The 24,416-nt window shown below is 58.4% G+C and carries 22 protein-coding genes; 9 read left to right on the forward strand and 13 right to left on the reverse strand.

The genetic code is table 11. From position 1 onward, the window contains the following. From KF767_17055 to KF767_17070, 4 genes are all read right to left on the reverse strand, one after another. The gene (locus KF767_17055; protein ID MBX3019600.1) at positions 1 to 2,892 is read right to left on the reverse strand and encodes a hypothetical protein; all 2,892 of its coding nucleotides are present in this window, start codon (positions 2,890 to 2,892) and stop codon (positions 1 to 3) included. 291 nt (positions 2,893 to 3,183) lie between these two features. Continuing rightward, a complete protein-coding gene (locus KF767_17060; protein MBX3019601.1) occupies positions 3,184 to 3,684 on the reverse strand; it encodes a biopolymer transporter ExbD in 501 nt (166 codons plus the stop codon). 11 nt (positions 3,685 to 3,695) lie between these two features. Continuing rightward, complete coding sequence (locus tag KF767_17065) at positions 3,696 to 4,163, reverse strand: biopolymer transporter ExbD (protein MBX3019602.1); 468 nt, start codon at positions 4,161 to 4,163, stop codon at positions 3,696 to 3,698. Between the two features lie 30 nt (positions 4,164 to 4,193). Continuing rightward, positions 4,194 to 4,778: a MotA/TolQ/ExbB proton channel family protein gene (locus KF767_17070; GenBank protein ID MBX3019603.1), complete on the reverse strand. Its 585-nt coding sequence runs from the start codon at positions 4,776 to 4,778 to the stop codon at positions 4,194 to 4,196. Between the two features lie 367 nt (positions 4,779 to 5,145). Here KF767_17070 and KF767_17075 point away from each other — a divergent pair, with 367 nt between their 5' ends. Then, complete coding sequence (locus KF767_17075) at positions 5,146 to 8,292, forward strand: hypothetical protein (GenBank protein MBX3019604.1); 3,147 nt, start codon at positions 5,146 to 5,148, stop codon at positions 8,290 to 8,292. Positions 8,293 to 8,370: 78 nt separating this feature from the next. Here KF767_17075 and KF767_17080 read toward each other — a convergent pair whose 3' ends face one another. Continuing rightward, entirely contained in the window at positions 8,371 to 9,108 is a 738-nt protein-coding gene (locus KF767_17080; protein ID MBX3019605.1) for a hypothetical protein, read from the reverse strand. A gap of 281 nt (positions 9,109 to 9,389) precedes the next feature. On the opposite strand from KF767_17080, the gene KF767_17085 reads away from it, so the two are divergent. Further along, the gene (locus KF767_17085; GenBank protein MBX3019606.1) at positions 9,390 to 11,024 is read left to right on the forward strand and encodes an FMN-binding glutamate synthase family protein; all 1,635 of its coding nucleotides are present in this window, start codon (positions 9,390 to 9,392) and stop codon (positions 11,022 to 11,024) included. A 21-nt stretch (positions 11,025 to 11,045) separates the two neighbouring features. Here the strand turns inward: KF767_17085 and KF767_17090 are convergent, their stop codons facing one another. Beyond that, entirely contained in the window at positions 11,046 to 11,969 is a 924-nt protein-coding gene (locus KF767_17090) for a 2OG-Fe(II) oxygenase (GenBank protein ID MBX3019607.1), read from the reverse strand. Positions 11,970 to 12,044: 75 nt separating this feature from the next. Between KF767_17090 and KF767_17095 the strand changes: the two genes are divergently transcribed. The 3 genes from KF767_17095 to KF767_17105 are packed head-to-tail and all read left to right on the forward strand — an operon-like array spanning position 12,045 to position 13,938. Beyond that, complete coding sequence (locus KF767_17095) at positions 12,045 to 12,986, forward strand: ParA family protein (GenBank protein MBX3019608.1); 942 nt, start codon at positions 12,045 to 12,047, stop codon at positions 12,984 to 12,986. Between the two features lie 2 nt (positions 12,987 to 12,988). Beyond that, positions 12,989 to 13,615: a hypothetical protein gene (locus KF767_17100; GenBank protein ID MBX3019609.1), complete on the forward strand. Its 627-nt coding sequence runs from the start codon at positions 12,989 to 12,991 to the stop codon at positions 13,613 to 13,615. Positions 13,616 to 13,617: 2 nt separating this feature from the next. After that, positions 13,618 to 13,938, forward strand: coding sequence for a BolA family transcriptional regulator (locus KF767_17105; protein ID MBX3019610.1), 321 nt, complete (start codon positions 13,618 to 13,620; stop codon positions 13,936 to 13,938). A gap of 97 nt (positions 13,939 to 14,035) precedes the next feature. Here the strand turns inward: KF767_17105 and KF767_17110 are convergent, their stop codons facing one another. Beyond that, positions 14,036 to 14,305, reverse strand: a complete 270-nt coding sequence (locus tag KF767_17110) for a hypothetical protein (protein ID MBX3019611.1) — start codon at positions 14,303 to 14,305, stop codon at positions 14,036 to 14,038. A 160-nt stretch (positions 14,306 to 14,465) separates the two neighbouring features. Here KF767_17110 and ettA point away from each other — a divergent pair, with 160 nt between their 5' ends. Beyond that, a complete protein-coding gene (gene ettA, locus KF767_17115) occupies positions 14,466 to 16,142 on the forward strand; it encodes an energy-dependent translational throttle protein EttA (GenBank protein MBX3019612.1) in 1,677 nt (558 codons plus the stop codon). A gap of 64 nt (positions 16,143 to 16,206) precedes the next feature. On the opposite strand, the gene KF767_17120 is transcribed toward ettA, so the two are convergent. Then, positions 16,207 to 16,647 (reverse strand): J domain-containing protein, encoded by a 441-nt coding sequence (locus tag KF767_17120; protein MBX3019613.1) that lies wholly within the window; start codon positions 16,645 to 16,647, stop codon positions 16,207 to 16,209. A 203-nt stretch (positions 16,648 to 16,850) separates the two neighbouring features. On the opposite strand from KF767_17120, the gene KF767_17125 reads away from it, so the two are divergent. From KF767_17125 to ahcY, 3 genes are all read left to right on the forward strand, one after another. Next, a complete protein-coding gene (locus KF767_17125; protein MBX3019614.1) occupies positions 16,851 to 17,231 on the forward strand; it encodes an SWIB/MDM2 domain-containing protein in 381 nt (126 codons plus the stop codon). Between the two features lie 213 nt (positions 17,232 to 17,444). After that, positions 17,445 to 18,218, forward strand: coding sequence for a type I methionyl aminopeptidase (gene map / locus KF767_17130; GenBank protein MBX3019615.1), 774 nt, complete (start codon positions 17,445 to 17,447; stop codon positions 18,216 to 18,218). 92 nt (positions 18,219 to 18,310) lie between these two features. Beyond that, positions 18,311 to 19,723: an adenosylhomocysteinase gene (gene ahcY / locus KF767_17135; protein ID MBX3019616.1), complete on the forward strand. Its 1,413-nt coding sequence runs from the start codon at positions 18,311 to 18,313 to the stop codon at positions 19,721 to 19,723. 368 nt (positions 19,724 to 20,091) lie between these two features. On the opposite strand, the gene KF767_17140 is transcribed toward ahcY, so the two are convergent. From KF767_17140 to KF767_17160, 5 genes are all read right to left on the reverse strand, one after another. Continuing rightward, positions 20,092 to 20,475 (reverse strand): hypothetical protein, encoded by a 384-nt coding sequence (locus tag KF767_17140; protein ID MBX3019617.1) that lies wholly within the window; start codon positions 20,473 to 20,475, stop codon positions 20,092 to 20,094. 162 nt (positions 20,476 to 20,637) lie between these two features. Further along, positions 20,638 to 22,278, reverse strand: coding sequence for a DUF839 domain-containing protein (locus KF767_17145; protein ID MBX3019618.1), 1,641 nt, complete (start codon positions 22,276 to 22,278; stop codon positions 20,638 to 20,640). A gap of 81 nt (positions 22,279 to 22,359) precedes the next feature. After that, entirely contained in the window at positions 22,360 to 23,637 is a 1,278-nt protein-coding gene (locus tag KF767_17150; protein ID MBX3019619.1) for an HD domain-containing protein, read from the reverse strand. A 9-nt stretch (positions 23,638 to 23,646) separates the two neighbouring features. Beyond that, positions 23,647 to 24,039: a response regulator gene (locus KF767_17155; protein ID MBX3019620.1), complete on the reverse strand. Its 393-nt coding sequence runs from the start codon at positions 24,037 to 24,039 to the stop codon at positions 23,647 to 23,649. A 30-nt stretch (positions 24,040 to 24,069) separates the two neighbouring features. Continuing rightward, positions 24,070 to 24,416, reverse strand: a 347-nt coding sequence (locus KF767_17160) for a chemotaxis protein CheX (GenBank protein MBX3019621.1), incomplete at its 5' end; no start/stop codon positions are given.

Genomic DNA, 24,416 nt, shown 5'->3' on the forward strand with positions numbered 1-24,416 from the left:
TTAGATTCCTCCCAATTGGCGCTCGCGCGCGCTGATGAAGGCCGACAGCACATGGTTGCCGCGGTCTTCCTCCGCCCGGGCCAGCTCTTTCGAGAGCTCCGTGCGGAAAGGATTTTTCTGAACTTTCGCGTACAAAGACGTCAGCGAGGACTGTTCGTCGCCGCGGGCGTGCGTGCGCTCCAAACGCGACCAGGATTTCTGGATCACGCCGTAGCTTTGCGTCTTCCAGAGCGCGATCTCTTTCAAAAGAGCCTGACGCTGCATCGGATGCGCTTTGTTGAAGGCCGCATTGATCTCGTTTTCGAAACCCGAACGCGACCAGTTGTTTTCCATCTGCTCTTCCGACTTCGCGACCGAAGCGCGCAGCTCCTGCGCTTTGCCGGTCAGCTGGGCCTGGAAGTCCTTCTTCATATTCGCCGGAACGGGGACGCGGCCGGCGGCTTTGTCCAGATCGTTGGCGAGGGTCAAGTGGATGCCGCTCATATAACCTTGCGCGATCAGGTTCAGGACCGAGTCCCGCTGGCGTGCGTACTTGCGTTCGAACTTGTTCATGGCGCCCAGACGGCTGTCCAAGGTGCGGTTGAACGAATTCATCGAACCGAATGCCACGGGCGTCTTAACCGCCGCGCGGTAAGCGCGTGTCATTTCCACGAGGGCGTCACGACGCTCCAGCAGAATGCCGAAGACGGTGCGTTTCAACGAGGGATTCGATTTCAGATAAGCGCGCGCATCGGACTCGCGCCCTTCGCCCATCGCCATCAACGCGAAACGGGCGTTCAGCTCTTTACGTGAAGACAGAAGCGACGAGTTTTCGCGTAACAGCGTGAACGGACGCTTCGCGACCTGAATCTGCTGCTGCAGGATCCAAGTGCGTTTCTGCAGATCCGCGCGGTTGTCCGCCAGGACCTTCTTTTCCAGCGCGAGCTCGGGACGGCCCGCCAGGCGCGACTTCAACACCAGACGGAAAGCGGTTTCCGAGTTGTAGGCTTTGCCGGCCTGGTTTTTCTTCTCGAGCGCTGCCGACGTTTTGAAATCCAGCTCCAAATCCGCCACGAACATGCGTTTTTCCACCGCGAGGCCGCGCTCACGCTCGCCCAGCGAACGCGAAGTCTCGACCAGCAGCTCGGCCGTGCGCTTCAAACGATCGAAGTTTTCGATCTTCAGGGCGACGAGGTACGCATCCGACAGAATTTTGTACTTCTCTTTGCGATCGGTCGTGCGTGCGGCGATCTCGACCATCATGTCGTAGTCGCCGACGTCGACCAGATTCGCCTCGAGGCGTTTCTTGGTCAGATCGAGCGTCAGGCGCTTATAATTGCGGTAGAACGAGTTCTCGGTCTTGCCTTTCGACAGATCCAGCGACAACAGACGTTCTTTTTCCGTCTGTTTGGTGCGTTGGAAGATCCCGAGCAGCATTTCGCCCATCTCTTGGCTCTTCGTCGAACGGTAGATCGACGTCGCCGCCTCTTCGGCTTCTTTGTTCTTGCCCAAGGCGACCAGCGTTTGGACGCGCTGAAGTTGGATTTCGTTCTTCAGCTTCTGATCTTTTCCCTTGGACAAATAGAGGTCGTAAGCCGACAGGATTTGATCCTGAGCCTTCGACTTCTCGGCCGATTGAATGTTCGCGAGCAGCGCCTGCTCCAGAACCTTTTCGTCACGGGTATTGCCGATCAGAATGGCCAAGAGTTCCAGCGACGCTTTGTGCTGGCCGGCGTCCTGAGCGGTTTTGATCCCGAAGAGAAGCGCGTTTTGCTCCAGCGGTTTCATCGATCCGAAGATCGCGAACGCGCGCATGAGTTCCGCCGAGGGCTTCGTCTTTTCGAGCGCCGCCCAGTTCCGCAGGGTCTTGTGGACGCGCATCTGCACGTCGGGGATCAAAGTTTCGCACTTCGAATCGCACTTCGCGCCCGCGATTTTCTCGAGGACGGGGAGCGCCTCTTTGTTCCGTTGGATGTGGACGAGGTTTTCGAACAGCTCGGCCTGGGTCGCGATGGTCTCGTCTTCATTGACCGACTTCATTTGCAGTACGGTCAGGAAAACGAGCGCCGATTCTTTCTTCTGGCCGGTGCGCTTCAGCTCTTCGGCGAAGAGCTTCAAGTTCGATTTCTGGATTTCTTGGTCCGTGCCCGAAGCGTTCAGGACCTTCTGGATCGCGTTCGATTTGAAGGGAACGCGCGCGTAGAAGATCGCCATGTCGCGGGCCGCTTCGATCCGCAAACCCTGATCGAGTTGGGGATTCTTCAAGAGCGCTTCCATCTTGCGGACGGCGTCCTGCTCGCGGCCTTGGTGCAGCGAGCACCACGCCAAGCGGTACTGGGCGAAGGCGTTTTTCTTCTTCGAATTCTGGATCTCGTTGTACATCTTTTCGGCGGTTTTATATTCGCCGATGGCGAAGTTCAGGTCCGCCAGCAGATCCGTCGCGGTCCAGTACTCTTCCGAGCCTTTCTGCGATTTACGGATTTCGACCAGAAGTTTTTCGGCCACTTTGGATTGATCAATGAGTTGATACAGTTGAGCACGTTGCAGGTTCGCGCGGACCTTTTGATCCTTGGCGAGGCTTCCCATGACCTGTTCGATCAGGGCGATGGCCTGGACGCGGTCCTGGCGGGCCTCTTTCGAAAGCTCGCCCTTCTTCTCCATGGACTCCATATCGCGCAGACGTGCGCGGTCGGCCAAGAGATCGGCCATACGGAGCGTGGTGGGGCCGAAGCTCGAATCCTTCGCGCTGAGGTTCGCGCGCACCTCGGCGAGCTTCGCGATCAGGATATCGTGCGTTTCCGCATCCAGGGTCACGGCTTTCGCCGCGGACGCCACCATCGCGATGATGAGGAATGCGCGCACGATCACTTTCGTGATCGGAGCAAGCATTTGAATTTGGGGTCCTTGAGTCATGTTCTCTCCTCACAAAAAACACACGGGGCCAGCCTGGGCAGAGGCAAGTTCGGTGCCCCGCGGAGTGTTGAAAAAACTTCCGACTGAACAGGCTCTATTCGAGTGTAGAGCGTGAGAATCCTGACAGCTTCCGTGTGTTTCCGTCGTCGCGCGCGCATTTACGTCACGTTTGCCGCTTTTTGTTTCTGGGTGGGGTTTTTCAGGGGGGAAATTATTTTTGCGTGCCGGAAAATGCAAAAACCCGCTCTTGTGGAGCGGGTTTTCGTTCGTGAGATCCGGCGAGTGATACGTTTAGCGAACCGACTCGACGACCGCGAGTTTATAGGACTGGAAGCTCGCTTCCGAAGCGGCGACCAAGATGGGGCTCAGATCGTCGTAGCTCATCCCGCGCGCGGCTTGGATGATCAGTTCGGCTTTCTTCGCCACGATCTGGCCGGCTTCCATCTTCGACTTCTCTTCGGTCAGGCGACGCGAAAGATCGCGGGGCTGAACGATTTCATCGCCGATTTTATAGCGGCCGTTTTCGATGGCGAGGATGACGCCTTTCTTGAGCGCATCGGTGTGCGACGCGATCGGCATGCCGTTCATCGCTTTGAGCTCGACCTCTTGGATCGAGTTCGACGTGTTCATCAAAAGGAAGATGACCAGAATCGAGAAGGCGTCGATCAAAGACGTCAGCATCAGCGAGCCGACCAGGATCGAGTGCGAGCCCTTGCCTTTGGGGCGCAGGATCGACAGACCTTTCGTGGGCGACATGGCGACTTTCGGGGCCAGAGGCGATTGGGCATTCATGGCATCGCTCCTTAAATCGAGTTCTTCAAGGGGACGAGTCCCACTTGAGAAATCTTCTGGTCACGGAAGACCTGCATGGTTTTGATCACGTCGTCGTACTTCACCGCGCTCGAAGGCATGATGAAAACGGTCGTCAGCATATTGTAGCGCTGCTTCAAAGCCGTGACTTTCGCGTTCAGTGTGTTCGCATCGACGCGACCACCGATACCGCGGATTTGGTCGCGACCGTTGGTGGTCTGACCGGGAACGTCTTTGATCATCAGAGTCACATCACCGCTCGCCGCGATTTCCACCGACACGGAGGGCGGGGGAGTCGAAGCGTCGATGTTCGATCCGGTCGCCTGGTTCAGCGAGAACCCGCCGACCTGGATCATGACGGCGCTGATGAGCAGGAAGCAGATGCACGTCGAAAGAATGTCGATAAACGGAATCAGGTTCAGTTCGAATGTTCCGTCGTTATTATCTTGTCCGCCGACCATGTTCGACTCCTTTCCTACTCAATAGTTCGATTAAGCTTTTTTCGATTTGATTTTCGCGGCGGTCATGTCTTGGTTGAAAGCCAAGAGGTTCAGCGCGCGGAGCGAATTTTCATTCAGCTCTTCCGACAGACGCTGTGCGCGGCTCTGCAGGATGGTGTAAGTGACCAGCGCGGGAATCGCGACGATCAGACCGTAAGCGGTCGCGTTCATGGCTTCCGAGATACCGGCGGCAAGAACGGCTGAACGTTCAACGGGGTCCGCGTTAGCGATACCGGCGAACGACTTGATCATACCCACGATGGTACCGAGCAGACCCAACAGAGTCGCCGTGTTACCCAGCATCGCCAAGTACGAAGTACGGCGGTTCAGGCGTGCGTTCTCGGTCAAGAGAACCGCGTCCATTTTACCTTGAATCTCTTCACGTCCACCCATGTGGAGGGCCGCTTGAGTTCCGGCCGCAACGACGGTACCGAGAACGCTCTCACGAGCCATTTTCTCGGCCATCGAGTTGGCTTTTTCGAGATCGCCTTTGCGAACGCTGTCTTCGAAGTCGCGCGACAGGCGGTTTTCGCCGGTCTTACGCAGAACGAAGAGCGAGTAGCCGCGCTCGATGATAACCGCGAAGGTCGCGATTTGCGCGAGCAAGATGGGGAACATCCAGATTCCGCCTTCAACGAAGAAGTGGGTGATGCTTGTGAACAGTGACATCGTGGCCTCCAAAATTAATCAGTGAACCTTGCGGCTCGAAAATTCTTCCGCGAGCCCAATGAGCAAGCCGAGTGCCGAGCCCTCTTCTTCACGCCATTTTGAGCTGAGGGGGACGCCCACGGGCGGCCAAGCTGAGAACGAATTCAGGGGCTTTGGGGACGGCTTGCCAGTGACTAATTTTGAGACGCGGTGACGTTCAACGGCGTTCGCCAAGGGGCCGCGGGGCACGGACTTTGAGTTCCTAAGGTCTGAATTCGACCAAGGAGCCGTCCAAATGAAGCTGAACCGCTTGTTGTTGACCACCCTGTGCACAGCCGCGATCCCTTTTTCGGCCTTCGCCGAAACTCCGGCGAAACCCCTGATGCTCGAAGAGCTTCCTCCGGCGGCGATCTTGCGGGTCAATAAAAGCTGGGGTGGGACCTATCTGCTGCCGGACGGTCGCGAGCTTCGCCTTTCTCAGGACAAACGTTCCTTGGAAGTTCGGCGCTTCAACCAGGTCCAAAAGATCGATCTGCCCGGCGCGGCCACCAGTATGGCGAATAAGAGTAAAGGCGTGATCCAATTCTACGGGGCCTATGATGAAACGACAAAGAACTATGAGATGTTCTTCGTCCATCTGAAAACAGGCAAATCCTATCGTAAAGCGCCGGACGAGAAGGCCTATCTGATGTCCATGGGCGACTCGACGATCCTGCAATCGAACTCCCGTTACGAATACATCGACGACCGCACCGGCGACCTGAAGCTTTTAAAAGAGCGGGCGACGGGCGCGACCTCGGTCAGCTACAATTCGATGCGCACGAGTCTGGGGCACATTATCACCATCGAGGGATCGATCTTCCGCGTCTCGCACGACGGTGAATGGTCGGTGATTCCGGTTCCGGCCGGCGTGACCTATTGTAGCGAGCGTGATGAAAAAGGCATCCTCGATTGCGGCGGGAACGACGGTCGGACTCAATACCTGGTTTATCCTAACGGCAACGACAACGACGACCTGAAGTGGGTGACGTGGGAGTATTCCGGAAAGACGCTCTTAGCATTCAATGCTTCCCGCCACGAGGCCATTTGGGTCAACGAGATCTCGACGCCCGACGTCTCCAAGGTGGCGACGATGAACGTGACCCGCGTCGATACCGGCGCGACTCAGCAGGTGAAGTTCCGTACGTTGGATCCGCGGGGAAGTCTGGACTTCTTTTTCCGTCTGGGCGGCGCGAAGTACATTCTTTGGTTCAAGAACAAAGACGTTTCGGTCGTGAGCGGTGAAGATTTCTGGGCGGCTTTCGATGCCCGGGCGCTGCATTCGCTGAAGACGAAAGGCCGCGCCCTTGGCAATGCGCGTTCCATCGCCGATCTCACGCCGCTTCTGCAGAATGAGTTCGTGGACAGCTACAGTTCGCAGACGGATGGCGGTTACCAGATCTCGACCCGTGACGGCGTCTTGACCTATGGCCGTGTCGGCGCGAAAGAGCAACATCGAGTCTTCCTGGGATCGGACCCGTCGGTCCGCGTGCTGCCCAACACGGACTTCGCGCTTTTGCAATTCCGGGTGGGCTCGAACAACTTCAACGTCCTCTATAATATGGAGCTGCATCGGGCCTTTGAGCTCGGCGCCGGCTACGCGAATGTGGACTCCAGCGACAAGGGCGATCAGATCCTGATGTCGCGCAACTCGGAAGAGTGGCTGATCGGTTTGGGGCTCACGAACCAGAACCTGAATTGGCGTAAAGGTCTGCACACGGGACTCACCCGCGGGGCGCTGAGCGATGAGGTCATGGGTTCGTGCACGACGCCGGAACTTCCGCAAGAGCAGGGGATCGCCTCGGCGCTCCTGCGTTTGCGCCAGATGCCCGATGCCCGCGTGGATGAACACGGCTTGCGTTCACTGCTCGCCTATCAACTGACGCAAAGCGAGCTGATCCTCGTCGCGCAGGTCATCCAGAAAAATCTGGCGTCAAAACCCGAGGACACGATCTTGGCCTTCCGCCGCCTCGGATTGGCCGAGCGTCTGCAAGCGCTGCGTCCGGGTTTCAAGGCCTCGCCGTGTTTGAACGCTCAAGAGCTTGAGCGCCTTCGCCATCACGTCAGTCAGCTGTTCAAGGAAGCCGCCGATCAGAACTTGGTGGGAACCGATATCTACAGTTTTCAGCACTTGGTGGCGCTGCAACCCTTGGTGAACGAATTCGGCTTCGCGAATGAGCGCTCCGAGGACGTGATCATCGAGAAAATCGCGAAAGCCGCCGAGCTTCATCCGCAGCTTCAGGGCGTCTTTCCCTCGAAGCTGTACTACTTCGCCAAAGCGATCGCGAACCCCATTTTCGGTCGGCCCGTGAAATTCAAAACCGACGTGACCGTCAATCAAGACAAGAAGGTCTCGCACGTCACGCTGTTGAGCACGGTTCCCGCCTGGGGCCAAAACGTGCGCCGCAATTCGTTCGGCTTCTATCACGGCGTGATCAGCTCGATGGAGGTCGCGGGGAACGTGGGCGCGAAGGTCACGCAACGTTTCGAATGGCGTGCCTTGGGACAGAAGTTCGCCGCGGACGTGACGCTCACGAAGTCCGGTGACCTCAGCCACCTCGTGCCGGCCGAAGCCTCGGTCGACTACGCGGCTTTGAATCAAGATCGCAAACTCGTCGGCATGATGGTCGTCGGCACCAACATGGGAAATATGCATTCGGCGATGACGATGAGCCAGTACGAGTATTTCTACAAAACGCACGGGTACAACTTCGAGGCGACGACCCAGATCCCGAACTCGCTTCAGTTCATGCAGGAAAAAATCTCTTCGGGTGAGCTCGACTACTTGGTGAAAGAAGCGCACTCGGACGGCGATGAGCGGAATCTTTTCCGCGCGGCGCGCGTGGGTGAGCTGCGGATCGGACGCAAGGTCCATCCCGTCTCTGGGCGCGAGCAGATCGTTTACCTGCTGTCGCCGAAGTACGCCTCGGGCAGTATGGTGGCGGGTGAGGGTGGGTCGGACGACCTGATCCCCAACCAACTGTTCGGCGAGTGGATTCGCGCGCGGGAGTCGACGAAGAAAGGGCCGCTCGTTTATCTGAATGCGAGTTGTTCGAGTTCCACCAAGGTCATCAACGAGATCACGGCGACGCGTTCGAAATTGCTGATCGCCATCCCTTCGGTGACGGCGATTTCGATGTTCCGCAGCTCGCACACCAACTCGACGGCGGTCTTCCTCGAGGGCCTGCATAACGGGCTGGATTGGGCGACCATTCGTAAGCGGATGGAGATCGACAGGGAAGTGAAGGAAGAGCGGAACAACCTCTTCGCCTTGCCGAATGAGGAGCGCTTCGACCGGTCGATCCGCAAATCCTTGGGATTCACGGTCGATACCGACGTCCGCCTGATGGATTTGCGATTGAACCGCAGCTTCTCGGTCGACGAGTTCAACCGCGATCATTAGAAATGAAAAACCCGCCGGGATGGGGCGGGTTTTTGCTTCAACCGTCCTGGTTGGTGCGGGGCGGGTCGGGACGGAGTCTTACAGCCCCGAAATCAGCGTGCCGGTCTGGTGATCCAGAATCTGGCGGCGCAGATCGTTGTTCTTCACGCGCTGTTGAGCGATTTCGCGACGCAAGTTCTGGATCTGGCTGGTCTGCTGACCGCGTTTTCTTTCGATTTCCTTCAAGGTCCGCTTCATCTCGTCCTGTTCGGACTTGAGTTTCGCTTTCTCTTCGGCGAGCTCGTGCTTCACGCGTTCGTAGTCCATCTCTTGTTCGCTCGCGACGCTGCGGCCCTGCTCCATATTGCGCTCGATCTGCAGGCGCTCTTCACGGGCGGCGGCGATTTGGCGGCGCATTTCGGCGCGCTGTTGCTTCAGGCCTTCGGTTTTGGCGATGGCGTCGGCGCTTTTCTGTTTCGCCTTGTCGATTTCACGTTGGGCTTTCGCCAGATCACCGCGCGACACTTGGATCTCTTTCGTCAGACGCACGTTTTCCGCTTTCAGGTTTTCGACCTGACGGACGGTGCGATCGGCGGCTTTTTCAGCCTCGCGTGCTTTCTTTTCCGCATCGCGAGCGGCCATGCGCGCTTGGCGCCCGCGCTCTTGGTTCATGCGCTGCTCTTCACGTAAGCGACGCTGATCTTCCTTCGCTTGCGCCAAGGCGCCGTCCGAATCCGCGATCGCCGCTTCGGCGTCGAGCGAATCCTCTTCGGTACCGACATAGGCTTGGGCTTGCAGTCCGGTGAACATCAGTAGTGCGATCAGCAGTGCTTTCATCTGTTACCCCTTTTGAGACGCCATCGTTCGCGCCTCTTGATCTGTGAAAATGCGAAGAAAGGGCCAGCCGGGAACGAATCTACGTGCAGGAGACCTTCGACGACTGCGGGGAACTTCGACACTGTCTGGCACTTCAACAAGGATGAGACACGTGAAACGTTTCAAGGCGAGTCGCGAAGGCCGGCGTGAACGCGTTTCCGTCACGTTTCAACCACGCTTCGACCATGGTCCGATGCCGCCGAATGAGAATTTCCCGATACGTGTGTATCGGGGGAAGCTCCATGCGCAGAATTTTTCGACGCCTCGTTTTAGGTGGAATCGCCTTGTTCGCTTTCGTGACCTATTTTTGGCCGCCTTTCGCGTTCTCGGCGATCCTTTTTGGTCCGCTGCTTTTCTTCGGACTTGTGGACTACTTCCAAACGAAGCAGAGCGTGCGTCGGAATTACCCTCTCGTCGGACGCTTCCGTTACCTGCTCGAAAGCATCCGTCCCGAAATCAATCAGTACTTCGTGGAGTCCAATACCGACGGGACGCCGTTCAACCGCGAGCAGCGTTCGCTGGTTTATCAGCGCGCCAAACATGACCTCGACACCTTGCCCTTCGGTACGCAGCGGGATGTCTATGCTTCGGGTTATGAATGGGTGAACCATTCCCTTTCGCCCAAACACGTGAAGTCCACGGATTTGCGCGTGGTCATCGGCGGACCGGATTGCAAACAGCCCTACTCGGCGAGCGTCTTCAACATCTCGGCGATGAGTTACGGGTCGCTGAGCCCCCAGGCGGTGACGGCCTTGTCGTCAGGCGCGAAACAGGGTGGCTTTTATCACAATACGGGGGAAGGTTCCGTCAGTCCTTATCACGTCGCCGGGGGCGGGGATCTGGTTTACCAGATCGGCACGGGCTACTTCGGTTGCCGCGCGGACGACGGGAACTTTTCGCCGGTGAAATTCGAGGCGACCGCGAAACATCCGCACATCAAAATGATCGAGGTGAAGCTGTCACAAGGAGCGAAACCCGGTCACGGCGGCATCTTGCCCGCGCGTAAAGTGACTCCCGAAATCGCGGCGATCCGTGGCGTGCCGATGGGGCAGGACGTGTTGTCCCCGCCGGGGCACAAGGCGTTCGAGACTCCGGAAGGTCTTTGCCACTTCATGAAAGAGCTGCGGGAGCTGTCGGGCGGAAAGCCCGTGGGATTCAAACTTTGTGTCGGCAAAAAGGTGGAGTTCATCGCGATCTGCGAGGCGATGAAGAAAACGGGCATCACGCCGGACTTCATCACGGTCGACGGCGGCGAGGGCGGCACGGGCGCGGCGCCGGTCGAATACTCGAACAGCGTGGGTTCGCCGCTCAAAGACGGTTTGATTTTCGTCCACAATGCGCTGACCGGCTACAACTTGCGCTCGCGGATTCGCGTGATCGCGAGCGGCAAAGTGGTGACGGGCTTCGATCTTTTGCGCAACCTCGCGATCGGCGCGGACCTCTGCAATTCCGCGCGCGGGATGATGCTGGCGCTCGGCTGCATTCAGGCCCTGCGTTGCAATTCGAATAAATGCCCCGTGGGCGTCGCGACCCAGGACAAGGATTTGGCGGCGGGTCTGGACGTTCCGGACAAAGCCCAGCGCGTGGCGAGCTTCCATCACGAAACGGTGAAAGCGGCGGCGGAGATGATGGGCTCCATGGGGATCGCGCAAGCGGCGGACCTGAAACCCTGGATGATCCTACGTCGCGTGTCCGATCACGAGGTCCGTCACTACGCGGAGCTTTATCCGTATCTGCGCGGCGGGGAACTGCTGGACGCACGCACGGCGCCGACCGAATGGGCGGAGCTTCTGCGTTGCGTGTCTTCCGAAAGTTTCACGCCGGTCCCCGAAGCGCAGAACCAGCCCGAGATGGCGAAGATCCGTCTGGCGTCTTAAGGCGCTGTATCTACTCGAGCCTTAAGGCTCGAAGATGAGCGGCAGCGTGATCCACGTGGCCGAGGTCGCGCGGGGGAACTCGACCGCGGCGTAGATCTTCAGGATCTCTTTCAGTAAGCGGGTCGGCTCTTGGCCGGTACCGTCCTTCACGGTGCGCGTGCGGTATTCGGCGCGCGCCACGCGTCCGTCTTTACCGACACTCAGTCCCACCGCGAGCGTTCCCCACAGATCCGCCGGGACGTCGAGCTCGTTCAGGATGCGGTCGAGAGCGGCGTTCAGAAGCTTCTCGACGCGGGCACCGGGAAGCGGTCCTTCGACGTAGGTTTTCGGCTGCGAGAACCAGCCGTGCACGACGAGGCGACCGTCCATGGGATCGTCCACGCCCTCGACCCGGCGTACGCCGTGGGGGCGACGGGGATCGAAGACGGTCAGGCGGTTGAACTGAGGACTCACGCGGGTCACGAAGCTGTCCAGCTCGCGATCGGTGGAGCCGGGGCTCGAGCTCCAGAAGTTCAAGGCGCCGTCGGACAACACCAAGGTTTCGCCGCCGCGGTATTTTGGTTTTTGCGGGCTCAAAGAATAGACAAAGGCCCACGGGCCGTGGGGCACGTCCGAGTGCAGATCCTGGTAGCAACCGTCGATGTAGCAGGACAGCCAGGGCGGCGAGATGTCCCAGCACCCCAGATGGCGGCGTCCCCACATCACCAAATCTTTATGAAAGGCCATGTAGAGCTTCTCGGGAAAGTAGTGGTAGGCGGGCGTGCGCAAAAGCCGGTACTGATCGCGGACATTCCAGTAGTCCCAGACGAAACGTTTGGGCGCGAGGGACTTCGGGTCGGCGAACTGCTCGTCGTAGAAGGCGCGCAGCGCGGGCGCGTGGGGACTGAATGAATCCTGAGTGAGAATGGCGCGGTCCTGGGACGTCTTCACGGGCTTTTGTGTCATTTCCTTGTCAATGCAGCTTGGACGCGGAGAGGTCAACCCTTGCTTGGGCGCGGGGGGAGTGCTGGGATCACCTCCATGGAAAAGCGACAAATCCCCAAAGACACGCATCTCTCGGTGGCCGATCTGGCCTTCTTCCTGGACATCGAAGCGACGAAGCTTGAGGCCCGCTTGAAAAAGCTCGATCCCTCAAGAAAAGCCAAATCGACCGTTGAGCCTGCTCTTGTGCGTAAAGCGGTCGAGGCCGCTGGCTACAAATACCCGAAGCAGGTCGTCTCGTTCCAGATGCTGAAAGGCGGCGTCGCGAAGACGACCTCGGCCTTGAATTACGGCTGGCGGGCGGCGCAGTACGGGGCGCGGGTGCTCTTCGTCGATCTGGATCAGCAGGCGAACTTGAGTTTCGCGCTGGGCGTGGACGCGGAAAACCTCCCGGTCTGGGTGGACATCGTCGAGAAGAAAACCCCCGTCGCCCAAGCGGTGGTGAAGGTGTCCGAGAACATCGACCTGATCCCCTCGTCGCTGAACAATTCGGTTCTTGATCGGGTGCTTTACACTTCGCACCGCAATCTGGCCCACGCGGTGAAGACGCCCCTGAAAGAGATCGCCAAGAATTACGACCTCATCATTCTGGATACGGCGCCGAGCCTGTCGGCCATCAATACGGCGGTCACCTGCGCGTCGGATGTGGTGATTCTCCCTATCAATCCCGACAAGTTTTCGATGATCGGGGTGCGTAAACACCTCGAGGATCTGAACGAGATGCGGGCGGACTTCGACTTGAGCTTTGACTCGAAAGTCCTTTTTACACGTTTCGACGGTCGCGAGTCGGGAAGCCAGATCTTCCTCGAGGAATGCCTCGAACTCTTTGAAAATTCCCTCTTAAAGCACTATATACGTTCCTCAGCGGAGATCAAAAACGCCCTCAGCGGGCCGCGGACGATCTTCTCGACGAAGAACAATGCGAAAGAGGATTACGACGGACTCACGCGTGAACTCTTAGGATTCTGGAAGGAGCGTTAATCATGCCCACGACCCGTGAATTCAAAACCCGCTCGAAAGTGTCCAAGCCGGGGGCTTCTGCTCCCGCGAAGAAAAAATCCGCGAAGGCAAAGACGGCCGCGAGGACCGAAGAGAGCATCACCGTCGTGAAAGCTGCTTCAACGTCGAAGCCGCAGCCGAAACGCCGTCCCGGTCGCCAAGAAGAAAAATCCACTCCGATGGAGGTCAAGATGAATGCCGAAATGGAAACACCCAAAGTCCAAGATATGGGCGAAACCCCGCGCGAAAACGTGAAGGCCGAAGAGATCAAGGCGGAAGACGTCGCGGCGGAATTCGAAGCGCCCACCGATGAGGACAAAGTCGAAATCAACTTCGCGGGCAGCGAGCTTTTGCGTTCGCGCTTCCCGAAGCCGTTCGAAGTCGCCGAAGCGGTGGCGACCGACTGGATGAAGGACGGTAAGTTCGATCATCTGCCGATCTCGCACCCGCTGGCGAACTGGGCCGCGCAACAGGGCCTGACGAAAGCGAAAGAGATCGAAAAGAAAGTCGTGGAAAGCCCCCGCTTCGAAAAAGCCGCGATGACGGCGCTGACCATGGCGATGAAGGCGCAGGCGACGTTCGAGCAGCTGCGCGCGAAAGTGAAACGCTAGAGATGATTTTCGAGGCGATCGAAGCGAAAGTGCGGGCGGCGTTTCAGCCCTCGCACCTGGAGCTCGAGAACGAAAGCCATACGCATCATCGTGGGGGTGACGAAACTCACTTCCGTTTGGTGGTCGTCAGTGCCGCGTTCGAAGGCGTTTCGCGGGTCGATCGCCAGCGCCGCGTCTACGCTCTTCTCGATGAAGAGCGGGCGGCCGGTCTGCACGCGCTGGCGATGTGGACCTACACCCCGGCGGAATGGGCCAAAATGGGCCCCCACGTGGACCTAGACAGCCCGTCCTGTGCGGGTCAGACGCCCGCAAAACCCAGCTGACTTCGTTGCCGCGTCGTCGACGTACCACAAGGGTACGCCTTCCTCCTTGCGCCTCGCATCTGGGCTTTGCAGGCGCCTTCGAATTTCGGAAGTCGTCTTAAGACAGTTCTTCGAGTTTTGCTTTGAGCTTGAGCAGAAGGTCTTCGAGGTGTTCGCGCTCGGATTCCGCTTCTTTCAGCATCTCCGTCGCTTTCTGTTCGGATTTTTCCCATTCGGCGAGGGCCTGCTGAAGAAGACCACGGGTTTCCTGCCAGCGCTTCTGCTTGGAAGGCTTGTCACCAGCGGCTTTGGTGGTTCCGGAAAGCGCCGTGGGCGCTTCCGAGGGCATCCCGCCCGTCGTTTTCGTGTTCTTACGGTCCGTCGTCATGAAGGTGTTCGAGTGTAGGGAGGCCCCTGCGCCTCGAGCAAGGAATTTTCGAGGCAAGATTGACAATCATGAGGGGCGTGACGAACATGGCCCTTCCGCGCGCACATTTGATTGACACTCCTGATTTATTGTTCCGCGCGCGTGCAACACCGAGGTGAAAATGTCCCAAGATATCATCTACACCATGAAAGGTGTCAGTAAGGTTTATCCTCCCCAGCGTTACGTGCTGAAGAACATCTATCTGTCGTACTTCTACGGCGCGAAGATCGGCGTTCTGGGGCTGAACGGTTCGGGAAAATCCAGTCTGCTGAAGATCATGGCGGGCGTGGACCAAGACTTCTTGGGCGAAGCCTTCCCCGCGCGCAAAATGCGGGTCGGCTATCTGCAACAGGAGCCCGAACTCGACGAAACCAAAACGGTGAAAGAGAACATCTTCGCCGGCATGGGTGAACTCCCGAAATTGATGGACGAGTACAACGCGATCTCGAAGAAATTCGAAGATCCCGAGCTGGATCCCAACGAGATGGACAAGCTCATCAACCGTCAGGGCGAGCTGCAAGAGAAGATCGAAGGACTGGGCGGCTGGGAGGTCGATCAGAAGATCGAGCTCGCCATGGATGCGCTCCGCTGTCCGGATGGCGATCTGCCGGTGACGCAACTTTCGGGCGGTGAGAAGCGCCGCGTGGCCCTGTGCCGCCTTTTGCTCTCGGAACCCGACATCTTGCTGCTGGATGAGCCGACGAACCACTTGGACGCCGAAAGCGTCCATTGGCTCGAGCAGTTTCTGGCGCGTTTCCCCGGCACCGTCATCGCGGTCACGCATGATCGCTACTTCCTGGACAATGTCGCGGGCTGGATCTTGGAGCTCGATCGCGGCGAGGGCATTCCCTGGAAGGGGAACTACTCGAGCTGGCTCGAGCAAAAGGACAACCGCCTGAAGAACGAACAGAACCAAGAGCAGAAGCGTCAGTCCATGATGCAAAAAGAGCTCGAGTGGATCCGGCAAAATCCGAAGGCCCGTCAGTCGAAATCGAAAGCCCGTATCTCGAACTACGAGGCGATGCTGAAAGAGCCGACGGCGGAACGTCTGAGCGAGATGTCGATCTACATCCCGCCGGGGCCGCGTTTGGGCGAAATCGTCGTGGAAGCGCAGAACGTGCGCAAAGCTTACGGCGGTAAACTCCTGTTCGACGATCTGAACTTTTCGATCCCGCGGGGCGCGGTGGTCGGGGTCGTCGGTCCCAACGGTGTCGGTAAAACGACCCTCTTCCGTATGATCACCGGTCAGGAAAAACCCGATTCGGGGACCTTCAAGGTCGGCGAAACCGTGAAGATGGCCTACGTGGATCAGAACCGCGCGACGCTCGATCCGAACAAAACCATCTGGGAGCAGCTCTCGGATGGCCTGGATATGATCAAGCTCGGTGCGCGTGAAGTCGCCAGCCGCGCTTACGTTTCGTGGTTCAACTTCTCGGGAGCGGACCAGCAGAAAAAAGTGGGGGTCCTGTCGGGCGGAGAGCGAAACCGCGTCAATCTGGCGTCGACCCTGAAGACCGGCGCGAATCTGCTGCTGCTCGATGAACCGACGAACGATCTGGACGTGAACACCATGCGTGCGCTCGAGGAAGCGATCAACGATTTCGGCGGCTCGGTCGTCGTCATCAGCCACGATCGCTGGTTCTTGGACCGCATCTGTACGCACCTGCTGGTCTTCGAGGGCGACTCGAAGGTCAACTTCTTCCACGGTAACTTCTCGGAGTACGAGGAAGATCGCCGCAAGCGCCTGGGCGAAGAGGCGGCGCGGCCGAAACGGATTCGTTTCCGCCCCATTCAGTAAGGCTCAGGCCTTCCGCAAAGCTCCCTCCGGGGAGCTTTTTTTATTTCGAAACAGAGGAGACAGCCTAGTTTTTCCGAGACGTTTTCGGCTCATGAAACAGGCGGCGCAGGTTCTCGAAGTGACGGTGCAGGTCACGGAACTGTTCGCTTGTTCCCCCCTGATCGGGGTGGAGTTTCATTGCGGCTTTCCGGTAAGCCGTCTTCAATTCCCGAGGGGAAAAGTTGTTTTCCAGCTCGGGAAACGCGTTTTTAACGAAATTGAAGCTGTCTGTCTGAGTCGCGTCAAAGCGGTGGGCGGGGCGAACTTTCGGTTTCACTCCGTAGGCGGAGCGCGCGCGGTTCGCCGAGGGGCGCGCGCTTTGGACTTGCCCCATCAGCCACGCCATTCCCGAGGGAAAAAGCTCAGTTTCCGAGGGGAAACGCGGGGTTTCGACGTTTTTCTCGTCGCGCAACTCGCGGCGAATTTTGTCTTCTAAGAGCGAGGCGAACTCCACAAAACGTCCCATTGTTAGACTTATCGGACGGGTTTTCCGAGGGGAGAGTCGAGCGCACGTCCTGATTTTCAGAGGGGGGGCCTCATTTTTTTTTGGACAAAGCCTTTAAACCCGTGAACACTGATCGAGTTTAGAACAAGACATTGGTCTTAAGACTGAAGGAATAGAAACGCTTAACAACGTTCAAAAACACAGTTCAACTACGGAGGACTGAAATGGCAAAAGCCAAGAAAAAAGCGACCAAGAAGGCAGCTACAAAAAAAGCGGCTCCCAAAAAAGCCACTAAGAAAGCAGCTCCCAAAAAAGCCACTAAAAAAGCGGCTGCTCCCAAAGCGAAGGCAAAGCGCAAGCCGAACCCCGCTTTCATGAAACCCCTCACTCCCTCGTCGGCTCTGGCGGCAGTGATCGGCGCGACGCCGGTTCCCCGTACTGAAGTCGTGAAGAAGCTCTGGGCTTACATCCGCAAAAACGGACTGCAAGACTCGAACAACCGCCGCAACATCAACGCAGACGACAAACTGCGCCCGATCTTCGGTAAGGCGACTGTTTCGATGTTCGAAATGACCAAACTGGTCAGCAAACATCTGAAAGGCTAATTCTCCTCGCGAGAATTGGACGGGGCCCCTCTCGAGGGGCTCTCGGTTGAGAAGGCTCCCGCAAGGGGGCCTTTTTTATTTGGCCCCTCTTCTGGCGGCCTTTTTTCGTTTCCGGGCCCCTATATCGGACCTGAGGGGGCGGCCCTCCAAGCCCGGACCTTGATTTTCCCTCTAAAACGCGCGACAAATCAGGCCTCGAAAACAGGGCAGGCTATGTTGAAAAAAACGCGGACGCCGCTGACGGCGGACGAGATCAAAAAAATGCGTGTGGTCGGTAAAATGGCCGCGCGGACACTGGAGCACGCCGGATCGCTTCTGCGCATCGGCATGAGCACCCTGGACATCGACACCATCGTCGCCGAACACACGGCCTCCACGGGCGGCAAATGCGCGACGCTGGGTTATCACGGCTGGCCCGCTTCCTGTTGCGTCAGCATCAACAACGTCGTCTGCCACGGAGTGCCCCGCGACAACGTGAAACTGAAAGACGGCGACATCGTGAACGTCGACGTGACCACCGTTTACGACGGCTTCTTCGGCGACTGCTCGGCCACCTACCTGATCGGCAACGTCAGCGATAAGGCCCGCGATCTCGTCGAGGTCGCCCGCGAGGCGCGCGACAAAGGCATCGAGGTCATCAAGGCCGGCGCTTCGACCGGCGACATCGGCTTCGTCGTGGACAAGTTCGTCACTCGCCGTGGTTACAATACGGTGAAAGAGATCGGTGGCCACGGCATCGGCCGCGTCTTCCACGATGAGCCCTTCGTTCCCAGCTACGGCAAACGCGGGCGCGGAGATTTGCTGCGCGCGGGTTTCTGCATCACGGTGGAACCCATGGTGAACCAAGGCTCCGCGGCGTTCGACGAGATCGAAGTTCCCGGCTCCACCCACAAAGAATATCTGACCGCCGACGGGAAACTCTCGGCGCAGTTCGAACACACGATCCTCATCACCGATGAGGGTTACGAGATTCTCACGTTACCTTGATTTTATTTAAGTAGTGATTAACCGCCCAAGACCCGGGCACGAAGGATGATATGGCGACCACAACGCAGACGAACGGAAAGACCAAAATGAAAATGGCTCCCAAGGCAGTGAAAGCTCCGAAAGCCGACAAGGCTCCCGCGAAAAAAGGCGCGAAGGGCAAGGCCGACAAGATCAACCCCTGGGGCACGGACTACCGCGTTTGCGAAGCGGCGATGAAAGATCCCAAAGTGTTCGCGGAACTCGCGCGCTGGGGCCGTGAAGAAATCAAAATCGCCGAAAAAGAAATGCCGGGCCTGATGGCTCTGCGTAAAGAGTACGGTAAACAAAAAGTCCTGAAAGGCGCGCGCATCTCGGGCTGCCTGCACATGACCATCCAAACCGCAGTGCTGATCGAGACCCTGGTGGAGCTCGGTGCGGAAGTCATGTGGTCGTCGTGCAACATCTTCTCGACCCAAGATCATGCGGCGGTTGCGATCGCGGCGGCGGGTATTCCCGTTTACGCTTGGAAAGGCGAAACGGACGAAGAGTTCAACTGGTGCATCGAGCAGACCATCACCAACTGGGGTCCCCAAGGCTTCAATATGATCCTGGATGACGGTGGCGACCTGACGAACATGATGCACGAGCCCCGTTTCGCGAAAGAGATGAAGAACATCATCGGTCTTTCGGAAGAAACGACCACCGGCGTGCACAACCTCGTGAAGCTGGCCGAGCAAGGCAAACTGAAAGTTCCCGCGATCAACATCAACGACTCGGTGACGAAGTCGAAGTTCGACAACCTTTACGGCTGCCGTGAGTCCCTCGCGGACGGGATCAAGCGCGCGACCGACGTCATGATGGCGGGTAAAGTCGTCGTCGTCGCCGGTTACGGCGATGTGGGTAAGGGTTCGGCACACTCGGTGAAGGGTCTGGGCGCCCGCGTTCTGATCACGGAAATCGACCCCATCTGCGCGCTGCAAGCGGCGATGGAAGGTTTCGAAGTCGTCACCATGGAAGAAGCCGCGCCCATCGCGGACATCTTCGTCACGGCGACCGGCTGCTGCGACATCATCACCGAGAAGCACTTCTCGGTCATGAAGGACAACGCCATCGTCTGCAACATCGGTCACTTCGACATCGAAATCGATATGGCTTGGTTGAACAAAAACTCGAAGCTGCGCGAAGTGAAGCCGCAAGTCGACATCCACACCATGAAGAACGGCCGTCAGATCATCGTTCTGGCGAAAGGCCGCCTCGTGAACCTGGGCTGCGCGACCGGTCACCCCAGCTTCGTCATGAGCGCGTCGTTCACGAACCAAGTGATCGCGCAGATCGAGCTCTACACCAACATCAAGAAGTATCCCGAGAACACCGTCTACCGTCTGCCCAAGCAATTGGACGAGAAGGTCGCGGCGCTTCACCTTGATCACGTCGGCGTCGCTTTGACCAAGTTGTCGTCGAAGCAGTCGAAGTATCTTGATATGCCCGTCTCCGGCCCCTTCAAGCCTGAGCACTATCGCTACTAAGAGCTTTTGCTAGAGACTGGTTTGTTTATGGAGCCCAAGGTTTTTGCCTTGGGCTTTTTCTTTTTTAGATAGCCTTGGCTTGTCTGTGGGATTTGCGTTGCCGTCGCTGGCGCGACGGACTTACGCGACGGCGGGAGGGGGCGAGGCTCTTCGTTGGCCGAGGGGGCGCCTCCCGCCGACGTACAAGTACGTACGCCTCTGGTCGGGCCCCCTCGTCCGCCTCGATCCTCGCTCCCTCCCGCCGTCGCTCTCTTCCGTTGGGCCACGAGGTGGGGTTGCCGGAAAATGAAAAACCCGGGGTGGACCCGGGTTTGAGTTAGCCGCTGACTTGTTGTCATGCGGCGCGTTTCAAGAGGTGAGCGGCTACCTTAGTTGACGTTGCAGTACATTTTGGCTTTGCCGTCGTACATGTCGTCGCAGGTCATGATGAGGTCGGCGACGAATTTTTTGTCCGTTTTGAAGTTGCGGGGCATGACGAGTTCGTAGTTGCAGAAAACGTCGGGCTTGGTTTCGAACAGGCGTGCGTCGGTGATGCGTTTGTCGTAGCGGGCGACTTCGGTTTTCGAGCCCAATGAACTCTTGCGGAGGTTTTTGATCTCCAGGTTCTTTAGGGTGTACGGGCTTTGGACTTCGGCTTTGATGCGCCATTGGCCCGTCGTGTTCATGTAGGCTTGCGCGTTCTTGCCGCTGTAGCAGCTGAGTTTCGCGGCCTGCGCCGAGACGGTCGCCGTCAGCATGATCACCACTGTCATCGCAATTTTGTGCATCCCCATATGAACCCCACTTCGCTAAGTCTTTTGTTACTCGCAAAGTTATAAACGAATCGGGGGGATGGCTCCAGTGTGCCAATTTTTGACAGGGAGTTGTTTCTTAGCGGAGCCGAAAATCGGCGCCAGCTCCGCTTATATCGAAGATCAGGCTTTCGTGATCGCGTCCAGCGCCGGTCCCCGAATCGCGACCACGGCGGGTTTTGGGATCGTTGAGCCGCCCCCGGGCCAGTGGCTGGTGAGCATTTCGGGCATCTTCGAGTTCGCGCCGGGATGTTGAACCGACAGGAAAAGCGTTCCGCCATCGGGTGAGAAACAGGGGCCGGTCAGCTCGGCATCGCGTGGCGCCGAAGCGACGCGAAAGGCCTGTCCCGCTAGGCGGCCCTTCATGGGAATCACGAAAAGCGCGTTGTTCCCGAAGGGCGCGTACACGCCCTGGTTCATCTTTTCGTCCGAGATGTCGGTGGTCATCCACAGATTGCCCGCGCGGTCGAAGCACAAATTGTCGGGGCAAGCGAAGCCCGTGTCCGTACCGCCCGCGCGGAAGGTCGATGACTTGAAGGTCAGGGCGCGGTGATCGCCGCCGGTCTCTTCGATCTTCAAAAGCTGTCCGAAAGGGCGTCCCGCATCGATGTTGTTCGTCAGCGCGACGATGACCGCTCCGGTGACGGGATCGATCTCGCAGTCTTCGGGGCGATCCAAAGGCGTCCCGCCCGCGAGCTTCGCGGCCTCGCGCGTGCGCACGCGAAGCTCCGCGACCGAACGAAAGCGCGCCTTCAGCGCGGGCGTGCGCTCGGGATCAAGCGGAATCCACTGACCGGCTTCGAGGTTCGCGACGTACAGCGTGCCCTCGGTCAAAGAGCCCGGCTTCGTCGCGATGAATTTGTAGAAACACTCGTTATCGGTATCGTCACCCATGTAGACGACGCAGGTCCCATCGGCCGTGGGGACGCAGGTGGCGCCTTCGTGGGCGAAACGACCCAGCGAGGTGTGCTTCACCGCTTTGCGCGTTTTCGGATCGATCTCGACGACCCAGCCGTAGTGTTCAGGCGGACGGGGGAAAAAGCCCGACCACGAGAGCTGCGCGCGCGGGGGCTTCAGTGTCCGCCGGCCCTGTTCGTCAAAAACGGCTTCCCCGTAGAAGTGATGATAATTCTCCTCACAGGTCAGAAAAGTTCCCCAGGGCGTCACGCCCCCCGAGCAGTTGGCGAGAGTGCCGATGGCGAAGCGGGAGTTTTTCACCCGCGCGGCGTTCGCGAAGGGGATCGTCGTATGGGCGTCGAAACGCGCGTTCAGGCCCGAGTTCTTCACGATGCGCCAGTCACCGTCGGCTTCGTCGCGCCGGGCGTGCAGAAGCGAGCCGCCCACCGCGCGCATTTCGAGATCGGCCTGCGCGCGGGTTTTCTTCGCCGCGGGGTCGTAATACAGATGCCCGCTGACGAACTGCGGATCGGCGGTTTCGTGGTTTACCCACAGGTAAGTCTCGGTGTCGTTGATCGGGATGACGCCGATGAAGTCATTGTTGAAACCGAACTTTTCGCCCGGGGTGACCGAGTCGTTCCACGCGATCAGTACGCGCGATTCAAAACCGGGAGCCAAAACCAAATCGTCTTCGGTCATCGGGAGCAGGGGCGTGAAGGGCAGGCCCGGAATGGCGGCGCCCAAACCGCGAGGGCTGGTGCACGCACCAAGAAAGGCGGTTGAAATTCCGGCCAGGCCGGCGAGGGCGCCGGTGCGGCCCATGAACTCAAGAAAACGGCGACGATCAAGCAAATTGGAATCGGACATGAAGGCAAGACTAGCGCGTTCACGCCCCGAGGAACAATTCGAATTCGGACAGGATTGAGGCCGTCGTCGCGATGGCGTGGCTTAGGCTGCGGCTTGACCGCGCACGGCGGTGGAAAGGCGGGGGCTGACGCCCGGATCGGCCGACACGGCGTCGAGGATCTCTTCGACCGTGCGGAGTTTACGCCCCGGCGAGACGAGGTTCATCTCGAGCAGGCGATCGACAAAATACAGAAGCTCGGCCCCTTCCGAGATTTTCATCTCGGGTAGCTGCTTCGGGAAGCCTTTGCCGTCGAAGCGCTCGTGGTGTTGCGCGATCGCGTCGAGGACCAAAGGCGGCAGGATCAATTTACGCTCCTGCAGTAGGCGCACGCTCTCGAGCGGATGGCGCTCGAACTCCGCGCGGTCTTCCGGTGTCCAGCCGAGCGGCAGGACGCAAAGCCCCAGATCCATAAACAGTCCCGCGACGGTCGCGTCGACGGGATCTATGAAGTTCGTGCGTTGCGCGAAGAGGGCGGCGGTGCGCGCGACCCGCAATGCGCGTTCGAAAAGATCGAATTCGCCGTCGTTCAAGCCGACCACGACCTCGTGACGGAAGTTCAGTTCCTTCGTCGACGCGACGATGTCGTCGGCGAGCTCACGCACCTTCGCCAAAAGGCGTTTGCCTTCGTCGAAATTCAAAGTCGGGGCGGCCATCAGGAACTCTTGGTAAAGTTCGCGAACCGCGGCGACGCGACGTTGTTGGATTTCGTACTTCGAACCGCCTTGGTCTTTGTGGACCTCGCGCGTGTATTTCACGAAGCGGTCGATGTCTTTTTCGGCGACGAAAAGCTGTTTCAGCTCGTTGTTCGACTGACGTTCCCGCACGGGATCGCCGGACTTCAGGATTTTCACGTACCGGCGGTTCATGGGCAGAAAGACGCTGACGTCGAAATCAACTTGCGTTCCCGCGGCGAGGTCCTCGGCGGGGACCGAAAGCAAATGCGGTTCGTCGTCGGAGGTCGCCAAAGCCGAGCGAATCGTCCGGCGGAAGTGACGCTCGTCCAAGGGGAAAAGATAAACTTCATCGCAACCGTTTTTAATGAGCGTCGCGGGAGGCTGGGCGTCTTGAAACCCGCAGACGAAATAGATCTTCGTCGTCGGCAACTGCATCCGCAGGCTTTGCGCGAGCTCGAGCGGCGGCAAATCCGCGATGGCCGAGCCGATCAAAACCGCACGGTAGATCCCGTCGTTCATCGATTCCAGTTTTTCGAAAAAGGAACCGCTTTCGTGGACGATGTCCTGCGCCGCGGTCGCGAAGCTGCCCGACATGACTTTCATCACGTTCTCGGGAACCCCAACGATGAGCAGGCGCGGCGACATCGACATCGATTAAGCGGCTTTCTTCGAAACTTCTTCGAGTTTGGCTTTCAGAGTATTGGCGTCGAAAGGCTTCACGATGTAGCCCGAGACTCCGGCTTTCAGGGCGTCCATGACTTGCGACATTTCCGATTCGGCGGTCACCAGGAAAAACGGCGTTTTGTTGAAACGGCTGTCCGCGCGGACGCGCTTCAGAAAGTCCAGGCCCGAGCAGTTGGGCATATTCCAGTCCGAAACGATCAGACCGATCGGCGGATTCGCCGAAGAGAAGGCCTCCCACGCTTTGGCGCCGTCGGCCGCTTCGGTGAAGTCGGTGAAGCCGATGTCACGCATCGCTTTTTGCACGAGCTTACGCATGGTGAGCATATCGTCGACGATCAGCACGCGGGTTTTGAGATCAAACATGTGAGTCTCCTTTGGTTTTAAATTTGGAAATCATGCGGCCGCCTTTCCGTGGTTCCGGTGAAGGGCGACTTCGAGATGGAACGGGCCCACCTCGGATTGGAAAGGAATCAGGACGACCGAACGCGGCGGCGCGTGGCGGTTTTGCAGGGCTTCGCCGCACAGAACGGACGGCAGGATGGGTTGCAAATTGTAGCCCGGCCGCTGGTTGAGTTCGGACTTCGTCGTACCGTAGATGATATTCATGAACTCGGCGGCGGCGTCTTGCAGCTCGGGCGAGATTTCGGAGTGCGATTCGCCGAACATCTTTTCGTAGAGCGCCAGAAAGACGGGGGCCGAAAAGGCGATGCCGATCGAGCCGTGAAAGAGGGGCGAGTCGA

The sequence above is a fragment of the Pseudobdellovibrionaceae bacterium genome, assembly GCA_019637875.1.
GTDB lineage: Bacteria > Bdellovibrionota > Bdellovibrionia > Bdellovibrionales > Bdellovibrionaceae > JAHBUW01.

Excerpts from the sequence above, each read along its gene's own strand:
- KF767_17055 (MBX3019600.1), bottom strand. The coding sequence starts at position 2,892 with ATGACTCAAGGACCCCAAATTCAAATGCTTGCTCCGATCACGAAAGTG.
- KF767_17060 (MBX3019601.1), bottom strand. The coding sequence starts at position 3,684 with ATGAATGCCCAATCGCCTCTGGCCCCGAAAGTCGCCATGTCGCCCACG.
- KF767_17065 (MBX3019602.1), bottom strand. The coding sequence starts at position 4,163 with ATGGTCGGCGGACAAGATAATAACGACGGAACATTCGAACTGAACCTG.
- KF767_17075 (MBX3019604.1), top strand. The coding sequence starts at position 5,146 with ATGAAGCTGAACCGCTTGTTGTTGACCACCCTGTGCACAGCCGCGATC.
- KF767_17080 (MBX3019605.1), bottom strand. The coding sequence starts at position 9,108 with ATGAAAGCACTGCTGATCGCACTACTGATGTTCACCGGACTGCAAGCC.
- KF767_17085 (MBX3019606.1), top strand. The coding sequence starts at position 9,390 with ATGCGCAGAATTTTTCGACGCCTCGTTTTAGGTGGAATCGCCTTGTTC.
- KF767_17090 (MBX3019607.1), bottom strand. The coding sequence starts at position 11,969 with ATGACACAAAAGCCCGTGAAGACGTCCCAGGACCGCGCCATTCTCACT.
- KF767_17095 (MBX3019608.1), top strand. The coding sequence starts at position 12,045 with ATGGAAAAGCGACAAATCCCCAAAGACACGCATCTCTCGGTGGCCGAT.
- KF767_17100 (MBX3019609.1), top strand. The coding sequence starts at position 12,989 with ATGCCCACGACCCGTGAATTCAAAACCCGCTCGAAAGTGTCCAAGCCG.
- KF767_17105 (MBX3019610.1), top strand. The coding sequence starts at position 13,618 with ATGATTTTCGAGGCGATCGAAGCGAAAGTGCGGGCGGCGTTTCAGCCC.
- KF767_17110 (MBX3019611.1), bottom strand. The coding sequence starts at position 14,305 with ATGACGACGGACCGTAAGAACACGAAAACGACGGGCGGGATGCCCTCG.
- ettA (MBX3019612.1), top strand. The coding sequence starts at position 14,466 with ATGTCCCAAGATATCATCTACACCATGAAAGGTGTCAGTAAGGTTTAT.
- KF767_17120 (MBX3019613.1), bottom strand. The coding sequence starts at position 16,647 with ATGGGACGTTTTGTGGAGTTCGCCTCGCTCTTAGAAGACAAAATTCGC.
- KF767_17125 (MBX3019614.1), top strand. The coding sequence starts at position 16,851 with ATGGCAAAAGCCAAGAAAAAAGCGACCAAGAAGGCAGCTACAAAAAAA.
- map (MBX3019615.1), top strand. The coding sequence starts at position 17,445 with ATGTTGAAAAAAACGCGGACGCCGCTGACGGCGGACGAGATCAAAAAA.
- ahcY (MBX3019616.1), top strand. The coding sequence starts at position 18,311 with ATGGCTCCCAAGGCAGTGAAAGCTCCGAAAGCCGACAAGGCTCCCGCG.
- KF767_17140 (MBX3019617.1), bottom strand. The coding sequence starts at position 20,475 with ATGACAGTGGTGATCATGCTGACGGCGACCGTCTCGGCGCAGGCCGCG.
- KF767_17145 (MBX3019618.1), bottom strand. The coding sequence starts at position 22,278 with ATGTCCGATTCCAATTTGCTTGATCGTCGCCGTTTTCTTGAGTTCATG.
- KF767_17150 (MBX3019619.1), bottom strand. The coding sequence starts at position 23,637 with ATGTCGCCGCGCCTGCTCATCGTTGGGGTTCCCGAGAACGTGATGAAA.
- KF767_17155 (MBX3019620.1), bottom strand. The coding sequence starts at position 24,039 with ATGTTTGATCTCAAAACCCGCGTGCTGATCGTCGACGATATGCTCACC.